Raw genomic sequence first — 17,513 nt, forward strand, 5'->3', positions numbered from 1 at the left:
TTCTATAAACGTTATGGTTTATTAAAAGAATCTCGATAAGCGCCTCTTAATAGTCGGTCATATCAGCTCAATTGAGTAAAGCTAATAAACCTTCTCCACGTTTTATATATATTTGTAAATGGTCTTCTAGTAAATTTGGATCGCGATTTAGTATATTTATAGTTTTCTTAGTGAAATTCCAATTTATACAACCTGATAACCATATTAATGACCTTAACCGCTCAAAGTCTTTATCATCTAGTATATCCGTTGCTCGATAGCCTTCTATAAAAGCTGCTGCTACATTAGATGACATCTTATGAGAATGCACTCCGTCAGTTCTTGAATACCACTTAACGAGCCAAGCTAAACCTTCCACTCTATCTACATACCCAATTGATTCAAAATCAACGATGCCTTTTACACTTCTTTGCTCATCCCAAAGTATATTTAACGGATTTAAATCCGACTGTACAATAAATTCATAGTTCCCTATCGATGATCTTTCAATGTGATGTTCAATTAGCATGACATAATCTTCTATCATCTGTAGATGCTTTACTGAAATATATGCTGTAGCAATATTTTCACGAATTTTTTTTATAAACTCCCTATAACCATGCAAGTGTGATTTTTTTATTAACACATCACTATGAAAGTCTCTTGACACATCATGAATACGCCTTGCTACTCTTCCAAATTTAGCTGCAAGATATTCATTACAATGAGTGATATGTATACCTTCAATCCATTCAAACAAAATAAACAACAATAGGTTATTATCCCATTTGAGAGATATAAATGGTTCATTTTTTGAAGTTGGTTTAACTCGCATAAATGGAATTTGATTATCAACAAGATAGTTACAAAAGCGAATCTGCTCAATCATAATAGTCTCATTTAATAAACCAAAGGCATGATGAGGAGAACGACTTTTGTTAATAATCCTTGCAGAATATCTTTTTCTACCAGCAACTATTTTATAATGAAGATCACTATGCCAACTGTTATGATGTAGTTCTTTTTCAACAATTACTGTTTGGTTAGCTATCGTATAGTGCTTAAGAGCTTCATGAATTAATTTGTCCAATTATTCTTTATCCTCCTGCAATAGTATTGTGAGCTTCTATCAAACTCCTACTTTGCGACTTCTTCTTTCTAATAAAATGACATCACGCCACCTACCTTGCATTTTGCCAATATGCTTTTGTATACCAATTTCTCCAAAGCCCGCTTTTTTGTGTAATGCAAGACTCGAAGCGTTCTCAGGAAAGATTCCCGCTTGTAATGTCCAAATTCCTTCCTCTTCACTCGATTTAATGAGCATATCCATCAGTTTCGATCCAATCCCTCTTCCTTGGCTAGCACTACTTACATATACACTTATTTCTGCAACACCATTATACACACATCTACTGGAAACTGAACTTAACGCAGCCCAACTTAAAACCTCGTCACCATCCCGTGCAATAAACCGACATTCTTTGAGATGATTACGATCCCACTCCTCATACATTGGAGCTTCATCTTCGAATGTGGCATTGCCAGTATTTATACCCTCTTGATATATGCCCTTCACTTGTTCCCAATCTTTTGGAACCATCTTGTCTAATATTATTTTTTTGGTCATATAATCACCTACCTAACATTACTATTCAATAATAATTTCTTAAATCCTGTTAGGATAACAAGCAATCTCATGGATATTAATACTTGATTTTATCTTAACTAATTATCATACAAATATTAGCAGGAGAAATTGGCTCAATAATAGAAAATACAAGCATGGGGTATATGTTCAACAAAGAGAAATCTCGTGACTTTGTACATTCGAGACAAATAAAGCATACTGACTAAGTCCCATTACTACCTCTCACTCAATGCATATTCGTTAAAAATTAACATGCATTTTTGAACATCTCCTACTAACTTTTGAGGTGAGATCATGTCTATAAAGCATCTTAGGGATTTGTCATCCAATTGGGGAATTGAGATTTCAAATTCAGCAAAACTATCAGAAAGAGCTACTCTTATAACTTCTAATAATGGAGAACGATATGTATTAAAGCAAAAAGAAAGCGTAGAAAAAGCGATAAATGAAATAAAGCTATTGTTACGTATAGATAAACAAGATTTCAAGGTACATCTACCCATACAAACAAATGGAGGAGAATATTATTACTGTTCTGATGATGTTGTTTATTGTATTTACAACTACCTTGATGGCCAAACATTTAAAGCAATTGATACAGTAAAAAATACATCTATACATGAACTACTTGGAAGTAGCATAGCTCAATTGCATCAAGTACTAAAACAAGTAAGTAATGATATACAATTCCCGAAAAAGAACCTGTACAACCAAGTATTTGATTGGGCTGTTCAAGAAATATTAAATAATGAAGAAAATCAAGATTTAACAAGTATATATCATACTCTCCAGGTCGATTTAAAAAATGTCATACATGATTTATCACAGCAATTAATACATAGGGATGCACATATTTATAATGTAATTATTCAAAAGGATAGACTTGCTGGTTTTGTAGATTTTGATATCGTTGAGCATAATGTTAGGTTATTCGATATTTGCTACTGCTCTACAAGTGTATTGAACGAAGTATTTTCTGATGAAGCTTTGAGGGAAAAGTGGTTTGATTTTATCAAAAACTTGTTTGCAAGTTATCATACAGTAAATCCTTTAAGTGAAGTAGAAAGAAAGTCTGTTGCATTAGTAATGTTATCCATACAAACAATTTTTATGGCGTTTTTTATGAATATACCTACCTTGTTTAACGCAAATAAAAAAATGTTCTTATGGTTACATGAAAATAAAGAGAGGATTTTAAAGCATAGCACCCAAATGGTTGAATGATTTACGCTCAGGATTATAATATACTTTCACATTTCTCATAAAGCTTTAGACAAATCACGTCTAAGGCTTTGTTCTCAAAAAATTAATTTCTAAACTTCAATAACAAATTGATTCAACAGAACCACTTAAGTGCCGTTTAATCTAGGTTCAATATAATAATCTGAAGATGTGGCAATCCCCACTTGTATGTCCCCTGGCCAATTAACTTATGTTATGCTCGATCTTTCTCACCGACAAAATGGGGGCATGAGCTCCAAAAAAACTAGACATTCAATAGATTCTACCCCTTCAATGAACCCGTGACATCCTCCTTAAATAAACATAATGCACAGGTAATAATATCAACTTATGTTCCTTTGTAGTATACAAACAATGACAAGTTGGCTTTGGTCGTACACAGAGACCTTTTGGGAGCTATAACGATAAATGGCAATGGATTCTCGGCTAGAACCAATTGCTTTTAATAAATATAAAAACATTCATACATGATAAGATCAATTTACTATATCTTCTTCCTACTTAACTATAAACTCTATATCTCCAGTAGTGAGAATTGTATTAATATTAACAATAACATCCGCATTTTCATAAGTATTATTTACGTAAAAGTCATCTGTATTTGAGAATAGTCTTTTAAAATTTGTTGATTGAAATCCTTTATTAGAGTTAATTTTAACTCCTACATCAGAAGGTAAATATATTTTTGTACTTCCCATAGCTTTTTTAAGAGTAACGTCAAAACTTTTTTCCCAGTCACCACTTAAGTCAATAGTTAGTTCACCAATTGCAGAATTGATATTTAAAATGTTTAATTGTAAACCTCGTAAATCTAACTCTGTGTATGTTGCCCCCGCATTAATAATAAGGTCCATAGGAATTTTATCTGTCAGATGAATATCCCATCTATTATTTTGACTACCAGAAAAATCATTAAAATCTTCTAAAATTGAAGCTTTGTCAGGTTGTTTTACTGTTATTGTTCCTTTGTCCATAATTAAATCATATGAAACATCTGGCTTAACTTCTACATCTTCATATTTAAATGTTCCTTCTGCCCAACCTTTTGCACCATTAGAAACATTTAAATAACCTGCACCATAATATAACAAAACCTCAAGTTTCTTGGCTTTGTCCTCCTTTATTTCATGTATTTCTTCTTTTATAATATTTTCCCTGGACTCTTCTTTGTTAACATTTTCTGTTATAGTTTCTACTTCATAATTTTCTGTCGCAGTTTCTTTTTCAGCACTTTCTGCTTTAGTTGCAAAATTAGTATTTTCTGTCGTAGAAGTAAAACCGCATGAAGTTGCAAAAAATGATCCAATTATTATCATCACAAAGCCGACAAACCCCTTCATTATTGATCCTCCATAGTTACTAGGATAGTAAGAAACAAATACTTTCACGTTCAATTTGTAATATACAAATGAGAGATGAGTCAAGGCTTACAAGATTTTGATAGCGTATTTTTAATGATTTTGTGTAAATAAAGAATATATTCTACTAGTAGCAATTCTTTATTCTATTTAACTCTTTAAATCATTGTGAGAGTTTAATTAAGATAGATAAGTATTTTTACAGCTATTTTTTAAGAGCCTAAAAAATATGTCTGTAACTCCTCCTCTATATTGTGATTATTCAAAGAGACTTGATAAGCCTTTGCATTTGGCCTTGAGCTAATAATTTTATTTACCTTTTGTTCAATAAAATGAATGGCAACTCCGTCATCTGCAGCAATACCACCTTGTATGTCTCCACTATTAATTAATCTGTGATACGCTGGTCTCCGACCTATTTCTCCATCGTAGTGAGGACAATGGCTTCCATGTAAAAAACCTAAACAATTAATAGACTCTAGCCCTTCTCCAAACGAATCTGTGACACCTTCCTCAAACCAACATATTGCACCAGCACTAATACCAGCTAATATAATTCCTTTGTTCCAAGCTTTTCTCAAGATATGGTCGAGCCCCCACTCTTTCCATAATACTAATAAGTTTTTAGTACTACCCCCACCCACGTAAATGATATCTTTCTTCAATAAAAATCTCTCTAAATCCCTTGTTTGTGGCTTAAATAAAGATAAATGGGATGGGTTACAATTTTGCTTATGAAAAAACTGATAAAATCTCTCTATATAATCTTCTGCATCCCCACTAGCAGTTGGAATAAAGCAAATGCTAGGCTTTGGTTTTATAGATTGCTTTAATATGTACTGATCCAACAGGGGATTGTCAGGTTCCATAGAGAAACCACCCCCACCTAATGCTATGATTTGTCTTTGTCTCACATAAATACCTCCAATCAATCTAAAACTTACACATTTAATGTTTATCCACCAGTAGAAGAAATCAGCCCTTAAAACTTTCCAAATAATCCCTTCTACCTTACCATTCTCTCCAATATTTTTGCAACTCCGTCATTGTCATTAGTATCCGTTACCTCGTCGGCTATCTCTTTAAGTTCTTGGACAGCATTTGCCATTGCAATAGCGTATCCATTCATATTAAACATGTCCAAATCATTATAATCATCTCCAAAAACAATGACATCTGATTGTTTGACACCAAAATGATTACATAATCTTAGTATCCCAGTTTTCTTTGATACATTTTTATTCATTATTTGAATGAGCTTACCATTGTCTGTTACGATTAATTTAACATACTCTCCGAACAGTTCCTGTAGCTTCTTAGCATCATTGAAACCTGTAAGTAACAGCTTTGTTGCTTCAAACTCTTTTAATTGCTCAACTGGTAAAATACGTGGACGATACTTAACATTGAATATTGAAGCATCACATATTTCTTCATTTGCAAACCATTTGTCTCGTACTTCAACACTAACCGAACAATTTTGATCGTAGTCTAAGCAATAGTCAAAGACCCTTGCTGTTATTTTCTTCGATATAGATATATGTTCTTCAAAATGTGATAAGTGATCAACAACAAGAGCACCATTGTAATAAACAAATGATGATACTTCTCGTAGCACGGTTGGTAAAAAGTCTTTGACTGAACGTGGAGGTCGTGCTGTAGCTATAATAATTTTTTTACCATTGTTATAGCAATTAAGCACAGCTTGTAAGTTTCTATTAGTAATGTGTTTTTCATTATTAAGTAATGTTCCATCAAGATCCAATGCGATAACAGCTGGATTCAACTACATTCTCCTCCCTAAATAGAGCCTTGCTAACTAAAGTAAGCTATTATTTTTTTCAAAGGCTCTTCTCGTAAACTGTGTTGTTGTTACCAAATAATACCACAAAAAGTGGTTATATATTGTTCTTCATCGTTGTACAGATGAAAAGATGTCACGAACAACGCTAGTTGTGTAAGCAACAATTAATGCGTAAACAGCCTTTTAAAACAACTTCGATGTACTTTCAACATATAAGTTAATTACATGAGTTTGAACTTATAAATCGATTCAGGTAGAGATTATTCCACCTAAAAAAATGGTCAACAAAAACTTCGGTTAACCTTCGACGATCGCAGCTTGGAATCAGCTAGCGTAATATTTTCTACTAAATAATCTGGTAAGCCCTCATGATTCATAACTTGTTCCGTAGTCAACCACATTACCTCGTCTACTTCATCAGGGCTTTTTGCAAATGGCTTGCCAGATTCATATTCACAAAGAAATACGATATCTACTACATGCTCTCCAAGATCGGTAACAAACGACGAGCTGTTTACATACCCAAGAATTGTAACTTGAATTCCAACCTCTTCGAATATTTCTCGCATTAGAGTTTTTTCTAAAATATCTGTACAATGTCCTTCTCTTTCAACCTTTCCACCAACTAAAGAGAGCTCACCACCTGCATGCTCTTCTTTCATACTTCGACGAATCATTAACCACTTTCCATCTTTATTAATAGCACCTTCAACATTGACAATAAACATGCGTATCCCCCTATTCCATTTTCTAAAATGTGAACCTCAGCGTTATTGTATGTATGAAATAAAAATTATCCTCCACCCAATCCAAGTAATATGTAATGTGTTCTATTAAAGTCTTGCCTAGACTCTGAACGAGGAAGAGTTGTCGTACAAATGCTTGCTGATGAATTAAAATCAAGAGGCAAATCTGCCATTATGGTTACGCATGATCAGCGTATGTTAGATTTATGTGATCGTGTTGTATATATCGAAGATAGTAAACTAAGCGAATCGTCAAATGAGCTTAACGCCTTAAAATAAACTGAAATAGCTTAACTAAGGGGTGCACAAATACCTCCTTAGTTACTCGATGAACAATCAAATTCCATGAAAATAAATTCGAATGACCCACCATTTGTATTTTGCATAAAAGCCCTCCCCTCTACAAAGCCTGCCTTCTTATAGACCTTAATTGCCCTTTTATTAAATATAGCAACTGAAAGAGTTATTTTTTGCGGTTTATATTTCGTTTTAGCATAGTTCAGACCAGCTCTCAAGAAATCTAAACCTAAACCATGCCCAGTTAATTTCGGCTTCAGTCCCAACCCTATATCGACTATAGACGTAGCAGTTTCGATAAAACTCATAAACCCAATAATTTCATTTTCTTTTTTAACTACATAATAATAATCTCTTCGTTTGTTTACATCTAAAAACTCAGCTAAATCTTCTTGATCTGCTTCCATGTCATAAAAGGAATAATCCCCATCATAGTGCCAATTGAGCGCTATATCCTCCGCTTGTTTTTGTGACATTTTTGTAAAGTCGTAAGTCATAATTCTTTCCTCTCTCTCAAAACATAGTCCTTTTCATGCAGGCCCACTGCTGCAATAGTCCAATCCAACTTTACTAATTAAAACTAATTAAAGTTGCTTTCGCCTAGATTAATATATTTATAACTAATAAAATTGCTTATACAACTAGTATTCGTGGCTTCTCTGCTTCTATTAAATGATTGCAGCAATTAAAAACCCCCTTTTTTAACAATATCAGAATAGGAAACGAAAAGAGTCTTTCTTCAATAAATATTATATTGATACAACTACTCTATGGTGGTATAATTTACCTCGAATTTGAAATTGTAAGAATATTTTTTATAAATACAACTGCTTATAAAATGGCAACAACGTAAATAGAGTTTACCTACACAAATTATATTGTAAGGAGATCTTTTACATATGTTCAAAAAGGTTAGAGAGTTCTACTTATTGTTTAATAAGGTTAATTTCAATAGTAAGATAACGCTTATGTGGCTAATTCTGTTCCCATTGCTTATGGCTATTCTTTATAATATGAAATTCCTTTCTGAGAAACCTAGCGAAAGTGTTTTTTTAATGTATTTTGGAGGTTACATAGCACTAATCATCATTTTAACAGCTTTTAATGTATGTACGAATATCATTCAAATGAGAGAACAAGGATTTTTAAAAAGATTTTTCTTTATTACGGGAAGTAAACTCCCTATTATAATTGGATTATTTTTGTCATTCTTTACAATTGCAATATTATCTGTATCTACTTTTACAATTTTTAGTTCAATACTATTTTTAGGAAGCACACATCTTACATTGAAATTTTGGTTATTAGGTGTCGTTTTGTTACTCGTCTCTTTTATTCCTATCACATTTCTCTGTCTCTTCTTGTTAATTCTTCCTATAAAGCAAGAATCTTTAATTACTTTTGCAAATATTATTATGTTTTTGTTATTTATGACATCCTTTAACAATAGTCTATCTATAGATGTCCCTGCTTATATAAGTCTTATTAACCCTGTAAATGTTGTACTTAACCTAGAAAACTATTTAATGTCAGTACTATTTCAAAATGATTTTAACTATATTAATATGTATTTTACGATTTTATTGCTCGGTGTTTATTTGACTATTGGGGTCTATTCCTACAAATCATTTAAAATTACAGCAATAAACTCAAGATCTTAGGAGAATTGGACATGATTACAGTTGAAAATCTAACTTATGAATACAAAAAGTCAAAAATAAAACGAAAGATACTCGATCAGCTTCATATCAAGTTTAAACCTAATAAAATCAATGTATTATTAGGTTCTAATGGTAGCGGAAAAACTACGCTGTTTGATTTAATATCTGGTTCCATAAAATTGCCAAATGAAATAAAAAATACACCTAGACAAAAAGATATTTTATATATGACTCAAAGCACCTTATTACCTTATTCAATAACAGGAAAAGATATCTTCAGGCTCTACCTTCATACTGACCATAGTACGAATTACAAAATTACGAAAGAACCTTTTTTTATAGATGGAATGGACACTATTGATAAAGATATGGTAACTAGGCTGTGGCAAACTAAAATAGGTGATATGTCCATTGGTGAAATAAGATGGCTTCATGTAACTGCCATTACGTTATTAAAAAGGAAGCTTTATATATTTGATGAACCAACCGCGGGTATTGACCCCCACGCTCGAGAGCGTATATTAACAAGAATTCAACTACTTACAAAAAGGGCAGACACAACAGTTCTAATGTCTACACACATCATGCAGGATTTAGAATATTTGAAAGCAAATTGTGCAATATTTTTCCTATCAAAAGGAAAAATCATATTTGAAGGAGATTATAACGAGTTTACGAACATTGGTAAAAACAATAGTCTTGATGCTGCTTTTAAAGAATTAATTTCCTAAAATATATCGGCTTGTTATAAATATATAGCAAGTCGTTTTATGATTTCCTAGTCAGAAGACTCCCACTTAATGACTTTTGACATACCAAAATTCAACGAATAATAGATTGTTTAAAAAGTATATATTGAACTATAAAAACTGAAGGCATGAGGTTGATGTATCATTTTGTCTACAACGAAAAACCATATTTTCACGGGGAAACCTACCTACAGAACCAACTAAACAACAAGCGGTTAAGCTCACTTATTATTTAATAGTTTTAAAGTGAATATTAAACTTCTATTTCCTAAATTCTTTATTAAATGTGCTGATGGAAATGATGACTATTAAACTAGCCACTTTATTCTAGTTAACAAAAATAAAGTGGCTCAAATTTAGGACTTCGCATATGATTACATACACTTTATCAAGAATAATCTATCTTTTATATTTGTGTAACAAAATTTAGCATAAGTCACTGGAATAACATCATGTTCTATCTTAACCTTGTTGTCGCCCCACCATCTAAAGGCATGATTACACCAGTCACCCATGATGCACGATCACTAGCTAAATATAGAATTGCCTCAGCTACATCCTCTGGTTGACCATTTCTTCCTATTGGATGAAATTCATTAAAGGTAGGTAATGTTTTAGAAACTTGTTCTTCAGACATAAATGTGTTGTAAATTGGTGTTTCTACAACAGCTGGTGCAACTGCATTCACACGAATGTTATCCTTAGCAAATTCTACAGCTAAGTTTTTAGTAAGTGCGTGTCTACCTGCCATTGCTGCTGAATATGCAGTAGATGGTGTCGCTTCAACTGACTGGATTGCCCACATTGAACCAGTATTGACGATTGCGCCACCTCCACGTTTTTTCATTTCAGGGATAACTACCTGTGCTGGATAGAAGGTACCTTTAACGATCACATCAATATAACTGTTTAAATCATCTTCTGTGTGATCTAAAAAACTAGTTGGGTTGAAGATTCCCGTATTAGCAACTAGTACATCCACACCTCCAAATTCTTCAACTGCTACTGCAACTAATTTTTCAGACGTAGCTTTAACACTTATATCTCCTGCCACATATGCAATGTTTTTACCTGTAGGATCAAGTTCCTTCGCTGCTTCAGTTAAGATACTTTCTCTTCTCCCATTTATGACTACTTTCGCACCTTCACCGATAAACTTCTTAGCCGTAGCCTTTCCAATTCCAGAGCCACCACCTGTAATGATTACCACTTTATCTTTGAACATCTTGCATTCCTCCTGCTGTTTTTATTTGACCTAGAGATCAATATCATTTGCTTATTCACATTCTACCTATCAATAGGTAGAATTGCAAGAGAAAAGATTTTTTTCTAAACAACTTTATTATGATTTGATAAAATAGCTATTTGAGTGAGTGTAGATCGGCAAGCTTTATTTAAAAGGGCCTTAATCCATACAAAGCTCATTTGTCTAGTACCATATTTTTCACACTTAACAGAAGTCGCCAATGACGTTTTTATTTCGATGACTTTACGAAATAGACTCCTTTGAATGTTTTTCAGCTTTAATTCGATATTATTTTTTCTCTGTTAGTGCATTCTCTGCTTTACCAGTGTTATTACCTAGGGTCTTGAACGATTTGTTCTGTAGCATCTATTAATAACAAATCCGCCTAAACTATAAGAGTAGCCACTTTATTATCCCAATAATAAAGTGGCTACAATGATTAATTTAAAAGATATTAGGATGTTTTGTTAATCAGCTTTTCTAACTCTTTTGCTATCTTACTAATATATTTTTCACTGTCAAAATTCTTTTTATCTAGCTCTCCTGCCATACGCTCTAAATCTCTTTCAATATGCTCAGTAATATTTCGAACATGGATAACCGTTTCATTAGCAGTTTCTTCAGCTAAAAAAGCTTCTTGAAGTAAGATTTTCACTTCTTCTCCATCGACTTCACCTAGCATGACACTGTTTACGATCATTGCTGATAATTGTTCCATTTGATTCGAATCAGATTTGAACGCTTCAATATGCTGCTGAAGCTGCTGAGCTGAATTAATAAACTTAAGCCAATTTACGTTACCTATGCCTCCATCTTCACTCTTAAATACAAGATATACATCATGGACACCTTTTGCGCCAGATATTTCAGCTGATTCAGTTACCCACGACTGCCAACCGCCTGTTTTCGTAATATTAATTGTTCCAATTAAATCTCCAGTAGGACTATCTAAATGAAGCTCAATCATCCCACCTTCAGAGTCAGTTGCTACCCTCGCTTCAACAGCTACAGCTCCCTCACCAAAGTCAACATTGTTGTAGCCTATATAATCACCGTTATCAGTATGACCAACGTTCAGGCCTCCACCAACGTCACTAGAATTTTCAGTTTGTACACCGTACTGTGTATCATAGTTTTCAGCTTCAATTTGTTCAAAAGCATTTATTGCAGGATTGTCCTGTATGGCATCCGAAAATGTAAACCAGTTTAGGTTACCTATACCACCAGTTTCACTTTTGAACACAACATATAGGTCATGAACACCATCTGCCCCTAAAACTTTTGCTGATCTTGTCACCCATGATTGCCAGCCACCCGTTTTTTCAACATCTATAGTACTAATGACAGGCCCAGTTGGGCTATCTAATCTAAATTCAAGTTCTCCACCATCGCCATCTGTAGCTACTCTCGCTTCAACAGATATTGCTCCACTACCAAAGTTAACATTTTTAAATCCGATATAGTCCCCGTCATCTGTATGCCCAACGTTTAAACCATAACCAGCATCATTAGCTCCTTCAGTTTGAATACCGAACAATGTATCATAGTTTTCAGCTTCAATTCTTTCAAATGCATTAACTTCGTTTGTAATTTCATTCGTTGCTGAAAATTCAAACCAGTTAAAGTTACCAATACCATTTGAGCCACCTTTAAACACAATATACAAATCATGTACACCAATTGCATTTTCAACTTGGGCAGAACTAGTTATCCATGATTGCCAGCCACCTGTATTCGGAATATCTATTGTACTAATCAATGTGCCTGTTGGACTTCCTAATCGAAACTCTATTTGTCCTCCATCAGCTTCTGTAGCAACCCTTGCCTTGACAAGTTGGGCGCCATCATCAAAATTAACATTTTTAAATACTACATAATCATCATTATCAATTTGTCCAACTACTAAGCCGCCACCGATATCATTTGCTGATTCAGTTGCAACACCTTCCATTGAAGAAAAGTTCTCAGCTTCCATTTGTTGATACGGGTTAAGTTCGAATAATCCACTATCTCCTTCCTGTTCACCGTTCCATGTAAAGGTAGCTACTGCCCCAGCAGGAAGTGAATACTCAAACGCTTGTGTTCCCCATCTTACTTTAAACGTTTTTTGTTCATTTGTACTATTCATTGCGAGTAATACTTTTGAACCGTCTGGATTTTTGAATACAACATTCTCTATTTCCATATTTTCATTAGACTCTATTCTCTTTGCCCCTGGCTTTACAAACTTACTAATATGTCCAAGCACGTAATACTCTACGTTCTTAACAATATCTCCAGTACCTTGATTTACTGTAACAACGCCACGACAGTCAACACATCCACCATTTATCGGACCAAAATTTTCGTCTAGTGCTAAGTTCCATAGTAAGACTGATTTTGCCCAATTGCGCGTTGCACCTATTACAATATTAGACATATTCCATTTTAAATTATCACCAAAATCAGTTGCCCATTCCCCACCAGAACATTCAGTAAACCAAATTCCTTTATCTGGGTGTGCATCAAACACTGCAGATTGTGACTCTGGTGCACCTGCATAACAATGGAATGCACTTCCTGCTACATAAGAATTAGCCTCTTCATCATTTAACACTTGAATTGGATAATCAAATTCATTCCAATTGTGATCCCAGGCAATAATCTTTGTATCCATTCCTTCTGCGTTAAAGGTAGGACCTAGATAATTTTTCACGAAATCAATTTGTTGATTTGCATCCATATACATACTTGGATAGCTGGTTGTTTCATGATGAGGTTCATTTTGCACTGTCACAGCATAAATTGGTAATCCTTCACTTTCATACGCTTGAAGATATTTCACAAAATAATCCGCATAAGACTGAAAATGTTGAGGATCCAAGCTCCCCCCATTTAATGTACCACTCTCTTTCATCCACGCTGGTGCACTCCATGGTGTACCTAAAATTTTCAATTGTGGATTAATACTTTTAATTTGTTGCAGAACAGGAATGACATCGATTCGATCTTCGTCAATTGTAAAATGACTTAAGGTTGGATCTATTTCACCTTCAGGCATATCATCGTACGTATAGCTTTTTAGATTAAAATCCGACGCACCAATTGTTTGACGCACAAAGCTTAAATCAATACCCTTTTCACTAAATAAATCATTTAAAATTTGTTCCTTATCACTTTCATTTAATTGGTTCAACAAATACGCTGAAGAGCCTGAAACTGCAGCCCCAAATCCATCCATTTCTTGGTATTCAATATTTTCATCAATATGAATATTTGCGGATGAGCTATCTCGTGAAAACGTAATATCTTCTTGTTGCTCAAGTAATTTAGTTTCATCAGGGGTTGTAAGCCAAACTTGAACGGATTCACCTGCTGCTATACCTTTATCTATCCCAATAAAACTTGTAAAAGTTAAACAGAATATAAGAAAAAACACCGCTATTGAACGAAGAGTTTTACTATTTCTTTTAAACATGTGCTATCTCCCCCACCTTATTTATATTTATTTAACAAAATATTGTAAACGTTAACATTATTAAGCCTACAAGTAGAGTTGTCTTATTTGTTTTTTGCTACATTTACTCACCTACCCTTTTATCTCTTTATGTAAACGTTATCATTTTATAATATTATCTTATAACAAACTTTATTTATATTCTATATTTTTTTACTCACAATGTTTTCCAATTCATCTATTAAAATGAGCAATATTAGGTCATTATGTTGACTTAATATTGCTCACATTTAGTTTATTTATACCCTCTAGTAGAATTCAACTCAAAGTATGATAGTATACGACCATTGTAGTCTTTATTTATGAGGAACGTAAATCCAAGTTTTTCTAATACATTCATCGACCTCTCATTCCTTGTTCTAACTCTAGCAAACAATTTTTCAATCCTTAAATACTTAAAAGCAAAACCTATTGCTACATTAGCTGCCTCTGTTGCATAACCATTACCCCAATACTGTTGATTAATGAGGTAGAGTATTTCAACATCTTCTGTATCGTCTATATATCTTAAACCACAATGGCCGATAAGCTTGTCGGTTTCTTTATGTATAACTGCCCATACACCAAAGCCATGTAGATTCCAATGGCTTACTATATTTTCCACGTAGTTTTTTGTCTCTTCACGGGACATCCCCTCTCCCCTGGCTAACCACATTCCAACTTCGTTTTGCTTGACGATTTTATACAGTGATTCAATATCGTTATGAGTTATTTTCCTCAAGTATAGGCGAGAGGTTTCTATGTTATCATTATTTACCTCGTTATCACTTAAGCTTTGCATCATATCATCCCTTACCCTTCGTTTATCAATTTTCTTGCAAGCCTATATTTTTTAGCCAATATGTAAGTTGAAATCTATGAATGGTATATCGTGTTCAATATTGTATTTCATTCTTTTAAGAACCTTGTTTACTTTCTCATTCGAATGATCGATGTTCATATATTTTGAAGTATATACATATGAATAAATTTGTCTGTAATCGAGAAAGTAAGGTATTTTTGCAAGCCAATATTTATCAAGCAAATTTTCATTCGTATACCCTGACATAAACGTATCATAAAAACGCAAAGTAAAATCTCTTCTTCTTATTTGTTCAGATGAAGGAATAGTTTTTACTGCGTGATATAACGAAATTGCGATATCATATGCAAACCAATTTTTCTCAATATCTCCAAAATCAAATAAGATAATCTCACCAGCATGCACATGAAAGTTATGATGATGAAAATCATTATGTATCGTTCCATAGCTATTGATATCTTTATCTAACAATTGTAACTCAGCTATATATGTTTGCCACTTATCCAATACTTTGTTCTCAATTGGTGGGTATTCCGTAAAAATACTGTTATTGTTCCATTCTTTATTAATAACAAGGCTATTTCTAGAGGTAGGATATAATTTAGCAACATGATGCATCCTCCCCATAGCTTCTCCCCATTTCTTTACGGTCAATAAATCAGCTAAATGAAGATCAGCAAGAACTGAACCATGCGCCTTCTCGAAAGCCACGACGATATAATACTCACTTTCCCATTTCATTTCTTCAATGAACTTACCTTTTACAGACCGAACAGGTAATGATATGTTTAATCCATGTTCAGATAAATAATTCATCCATGCTAACTCTTGCTTTACTGAAGAAATATCATATTTAGTTCCTGATAGAATTTTTAATATAAAATTGCTACCTTTAGCCTTACATTCATAAACATTTTGATCAAATCCTCCTAATAACTTCAATGAAGTAGGCTTGACCCCGTATTTTGCTGAAACCTTTTCTAATAGTGAGTTTTGTATTGTTGGTCACCAACCTCTTAACATTGATTTCTTTCCGTTTGTTAACTTTCATTTTATAAAACTACCATACCTTAATTATTCGTATAGCGATTAGATAGTTTCTTTTTATGTTCATGAAAAATTTTTTCCAAAGAGATATCATACTTGTTAGCGATAACAATTAAGTTTCCTAATACGTCACCCAATTCTTCCGTTAACTCTTGTTTATTTTCCTCAAATGTCCCACTTACTTCATCTGGTCTATCTCTTCCTATTTCAAGGGACCTGATCGCTCGTGCAACCTCACCCGTTTCCTCTGCTAGAAAACCAATTCGAATAAATATATCTAACTCTGACCACCCTCTTGTTTTATAATATTCCTTAACCCATTGTTGAAACTCAGTTACATCCATCATCTAGCTCCGCCTTTCATCAACCGTCCTGCCTCTTGGTTTTTTATGCTATTATTTAATTGTTTTGATCGAAATCGCTAAAACACCCCATCGTTCTTCTTGCTCAAGCGTCTATATTTCGTATGTTCCTTCAAGTAAATCTTTCATCGTCCAACCTTCACAGTCGATATCCTTTAAAGGAATATCCTCGTACATGTCTTTAAAAGTATAATAATTTTTTAGTCCTGTTACATTTACCCTTAGTGTTTCATCTGCTTCAGGAACAGTGATAAATTCAATAGTATCTCCAATTTTTATTTTCCTTCTTTTTTGATCATTTAAGCGTACTTCAACAGTTTTTTTGCCATCTTTAATCGCTTGTAGGTACGTTTTATATAACCCCATTCTGTGTAACATAAACTGCACCACCCCCATACACATAAACTATTTATATTATACGTCATTTGAAGAGTTCAGTTTTAAAAAAAGAAGAATTAAATAAGCACCAAATATAAGATAGAAACTATTGTACAAGAATGTTTATATGGTCCCATATAATAGAAAAATAGTATAATATTATCTATACATTTATTTATCAAAATGAACTTTTGGAACGTACTTAACTAAGAGGAGGGTTTGAAAAATGATATTACATATCATTGAAAAAGAAGCCTGGTTCAAGGCACAAAGAGAGGGAATCTATACTCCATCCAGCATAGAAACTGATGGCTTTATTCACTGCTCTACTAGTGAACAAGTTGTAGATGTTGCAAATTTTTTGTATAAGGGTCATACAGATCTAGTACTTTTATGTATAGACCCTAATAAAGTCGAAGCAAAGATTGTATATGAAGACTTGTATGAAGCGGGAAAATTATTCCCACATATTTATGGTTCATTAAACATAGCTGCTGTATTTAAAGTTATACGCTTTATACCAGATCGTAATGAAGGTTTTAGCTTACCTAAAGAATTAACAGATCTTAATAGTTAATGAGCTTTGCTGTTTTTTATCTTCTAATGTTGACCACAAGTTTCTAATAAGAAGGGGATCGAAGTTATGTCTACCCTTCTTACTGATCTATTACTTCGTAAATGCGATTTAAATTTGA

At 33.4% G+C, this 17,513-nt stretch carries 17 protein-coding genes and 1 pseudogene; 5 read left to right on the forward strand and 13 right to left on the reverse strand.

The window, feature by feature from the left end:
* Positions 1-67: 67 nt before the first annotated feature.
* Complete coding sequence (locus SLH48_RS11660) at positions 68-1,069, reverse strand: aminoglycoside phosphotransferase family protein (RefSeq protein WP_320258297.1); 1,002 nt, start codon at positions 1,067-1,069, stop codon at positions 68-70.
* A 39-nt stretch (positions 1,070-1,108) separates the two neighbouring features.
* On the reverse strand, positions 1,109-1,609 hold the full coding sequence (locus SLH48_RS11665) for an N-acetyltransferase family protein (protein WP_320258298.1): 501 nt from the start codon (positions 1,607-1,609) through the stop codon (positions 1,109-1,111).
* A gap of 315 nt (positions 1,610-1,924) precedes the next feature.
* On the opposite strand from SLH48_RS11665, the gene SLH48_RS11670 reads away from it, so the two are divergent.
* Positions 1,925-2,854, forward strand: a complete 930-nt coding sequence (locus SLH48_RS11670; RefSeq protein WP_320258299.1) for a phosphotransferase enzyme family protein — start codon at positions 1,925-1,927, stop codon at positions 2,852-2,854.
* Positions 2,855-3,369: 515 nt separating this feature from the next.
* Here SLH48_RS11670 and SLH48_RS11675 read toward each other — a convergent pair.
* The 4 genes from SLH48_RS11675 to SLH48_RS11690 form a co-directional block, all read right to left on the reverse strand.
* Entirely contained in the window at positions 3,370-4,212 is an 843-nt protein-coding gene (locus SLH48_RS11675; protein ID WP_320258300.1) for a toast rack family protein, read from the reverse strand.
* 230 nt (positions 4,213-4,442) lie between these two features.
* Positions 4,443-5,144 (reverse strand): Type 1 glutamine amidotransferase-like domain-containing protein, encoded by a 702-nt coding sequence (locus SLH48_RS11680; RefSeq protein WP_320258301.1) that lies wholly within the window; start codon positions 5,142-5,144, stop codon positions 4,443-4,445.
* A 92-nt stretch (positions 5,145-5,236) separates the two neighbouring features.
* The gene (locus SLH48_RS11685) at positions 5,237-6,016 is read right to left on the reverse strand and encodes a Cof-type HAD-IIB family hydrolase (protein WP_320258302.1); all 780 of its coding nucleotides are present in this window, start codon (positions 6,014-6,016) and stop codon (positions 5,237-5,239) included.
* A gap of 299 nt (positions 6,017-6,315) precedes the next feature.
* On the reverse strand, positions 6,316-6,762 hold the full coding sequence (locus SLH48_RS11690; protein WP_320258303.1) for an NUDIX hydrolase: 447 nt from the start codon (positions 6,760-6,762) through the stop codon (positions 6,316-6,318).
* Positions 6,763-6,879: 117 nt separating this feature from the next.
* Here SLH48_RS11690 and SLH48_RS11695 point away from each other — a divergent pair.
* Positions 6,880-7,059 (forward strand): annotated as a pseudogene (locus tag SLH48_RS11695) (hypothetical protein); the annotation flags it as partial.
* Positions 7,060-7,097: 38 nt separating this feature from the next.
* Here the strand turns inward: SLH48_RS11695 and SLH48_RS11700 are convergent.
* Positions 7,098-7,574: a GNAT family protein gene (locus SLH48_RS11700; protein ID WP_320258304.1), complete on the reverse strand. Its 477-nt coding sequence runs from the start codon at positions 7,572-7,574 to the stop codon at positions 7,098-7,100.
* A gap of 402 nt (positions 7,575-7,976) precedes the next feature.
* Between SLH48_RS11700 and SLH48_RS11705 the strand changes: the two genes are divergently transcribed.
* Entirely contained in the window at positions 7,977-8,738 is a 762-nt protein-coding gene (locus tag SLH48_RS11705; RefSeq protein WP_320258305.1) for a hypothetical protein, read from the forward strand.
* Positions 8,739-8,749: 11 nt separating this feature from the next.
* Positions 8,750-9,469: an AAA family ATPase gene (locus tag SLH48_RS11710; RefSeq protein WP_320258306.1), complete on the forward strand. Its 720-nt coding sequence runs from the start codon at positions 8,750-8,752 to the stop codon at positions 9,467-9,469.
* Positions 9,470-9,944: 475 nt separating this feature from the next.
* On the opposite strand, the gene SLH48_RS11715 is transcribed toward SLH48_RS11710, so the two are convergent.
* The 6 genes from SLH48_RS11715 to SLH48_RS11740 form a co-directional block, all read right to left on the reverse strand.
* Entirely contained in the window at positions 9,945-10,712 is a 768-nt protein-coding gene (locus SLH48_RS11715; RefSeq protein ID WP_320258307.1) for a glucose 1-dehydrogenase, read from the reverse strand.
* Positions 10,713-11,187: 475 nt separating this feature from the next.
* Positions 11,188-14,190 (reverse strand): carbohydrate-binding protein, encoded by a 3,003-nt coding sequence (locus tag SLH48_RS11720; RefSeq protein WP_320258308.1) that lies wholly within the window; start codon positions 14,188-14,190, stop codon positions 11,188-11,190.
* A 274-nt stretch (positions 14,191-14,464) separates the two neighbouring features.
* A complete protein-coding gene (locus SLH48_RS11725) occupies positions 14,465-15,013 on the reverse strand; it encodes a GNAT family N-acetyltransferase (RefSeq protein WP_320258309.1) in 549 nt (182 codons plus the stop codon).
* A gap of 48 nt (positions 15,014-15,061) precedes the next feature.
* Positions 15,062-15,973, reverse strand: a complete 912-nt coding sequence (locus SLH48_RS11730) for a phosphotransferase enzyme family protein (RefSeq protein WP_320258310.1) — start codon at positions 15,971-15,973, stop codon at positions 15,062-15,064.
* 128 nt (positions 15,974-16,101) lie between these two features.
* Entirely contained in the window at positions 16,102-16,422 is a 321-nt protein-coding gene (locus tag SLH48_RS11735) for a MazG nucleotide pyrophosphohydrolase domain-containing protein (protein ID WP_214480604.1), read from the reverse strand.
* Between the two features lie 111 nt (positions 16,423-16,533).
* The gene (locus SLH48_RS11740; protein WP_320258311.1) at positions 16,534-16,818 is read right to left on the reverse strand and encodes an ASCH domain-containing protein; all 285 of its coding nucleotides are present in this window, start codon (positions 16,816-16,818) and stop codon (positions 16,534-16,536) included.
* A 226-nt stretch (positions 16,819-17,044) separates the two neighbouring features.
* On the opposite strand from SLH48_RS11740, the gene SLH48_RS11745 reads away from it, so the two are divergent.
* Positions 17,045-17,395, forward strand: a complete 351-nt coding sequence (locus SLH48_RS11745) for a DUF952 domain-containing protein (protein ID WP_320258312.1) — start codon at positions 17,045-17,047, stop codon at positions 17,393-17,395.
* Positions 17,396-17,513 lie beyond the last annotated feature (118 nt).

Origin of the sequence: Cytobacillus sp. IB215316, from assembly GCF_033963865.1 — a bacterium.
In the GTDB taxonomy this organism is placed as follows: Bacteria; Bacillota; Bacilli; order Bacillales; family SM2101; genus Nanhaiella; species Nanhaiella sioensis.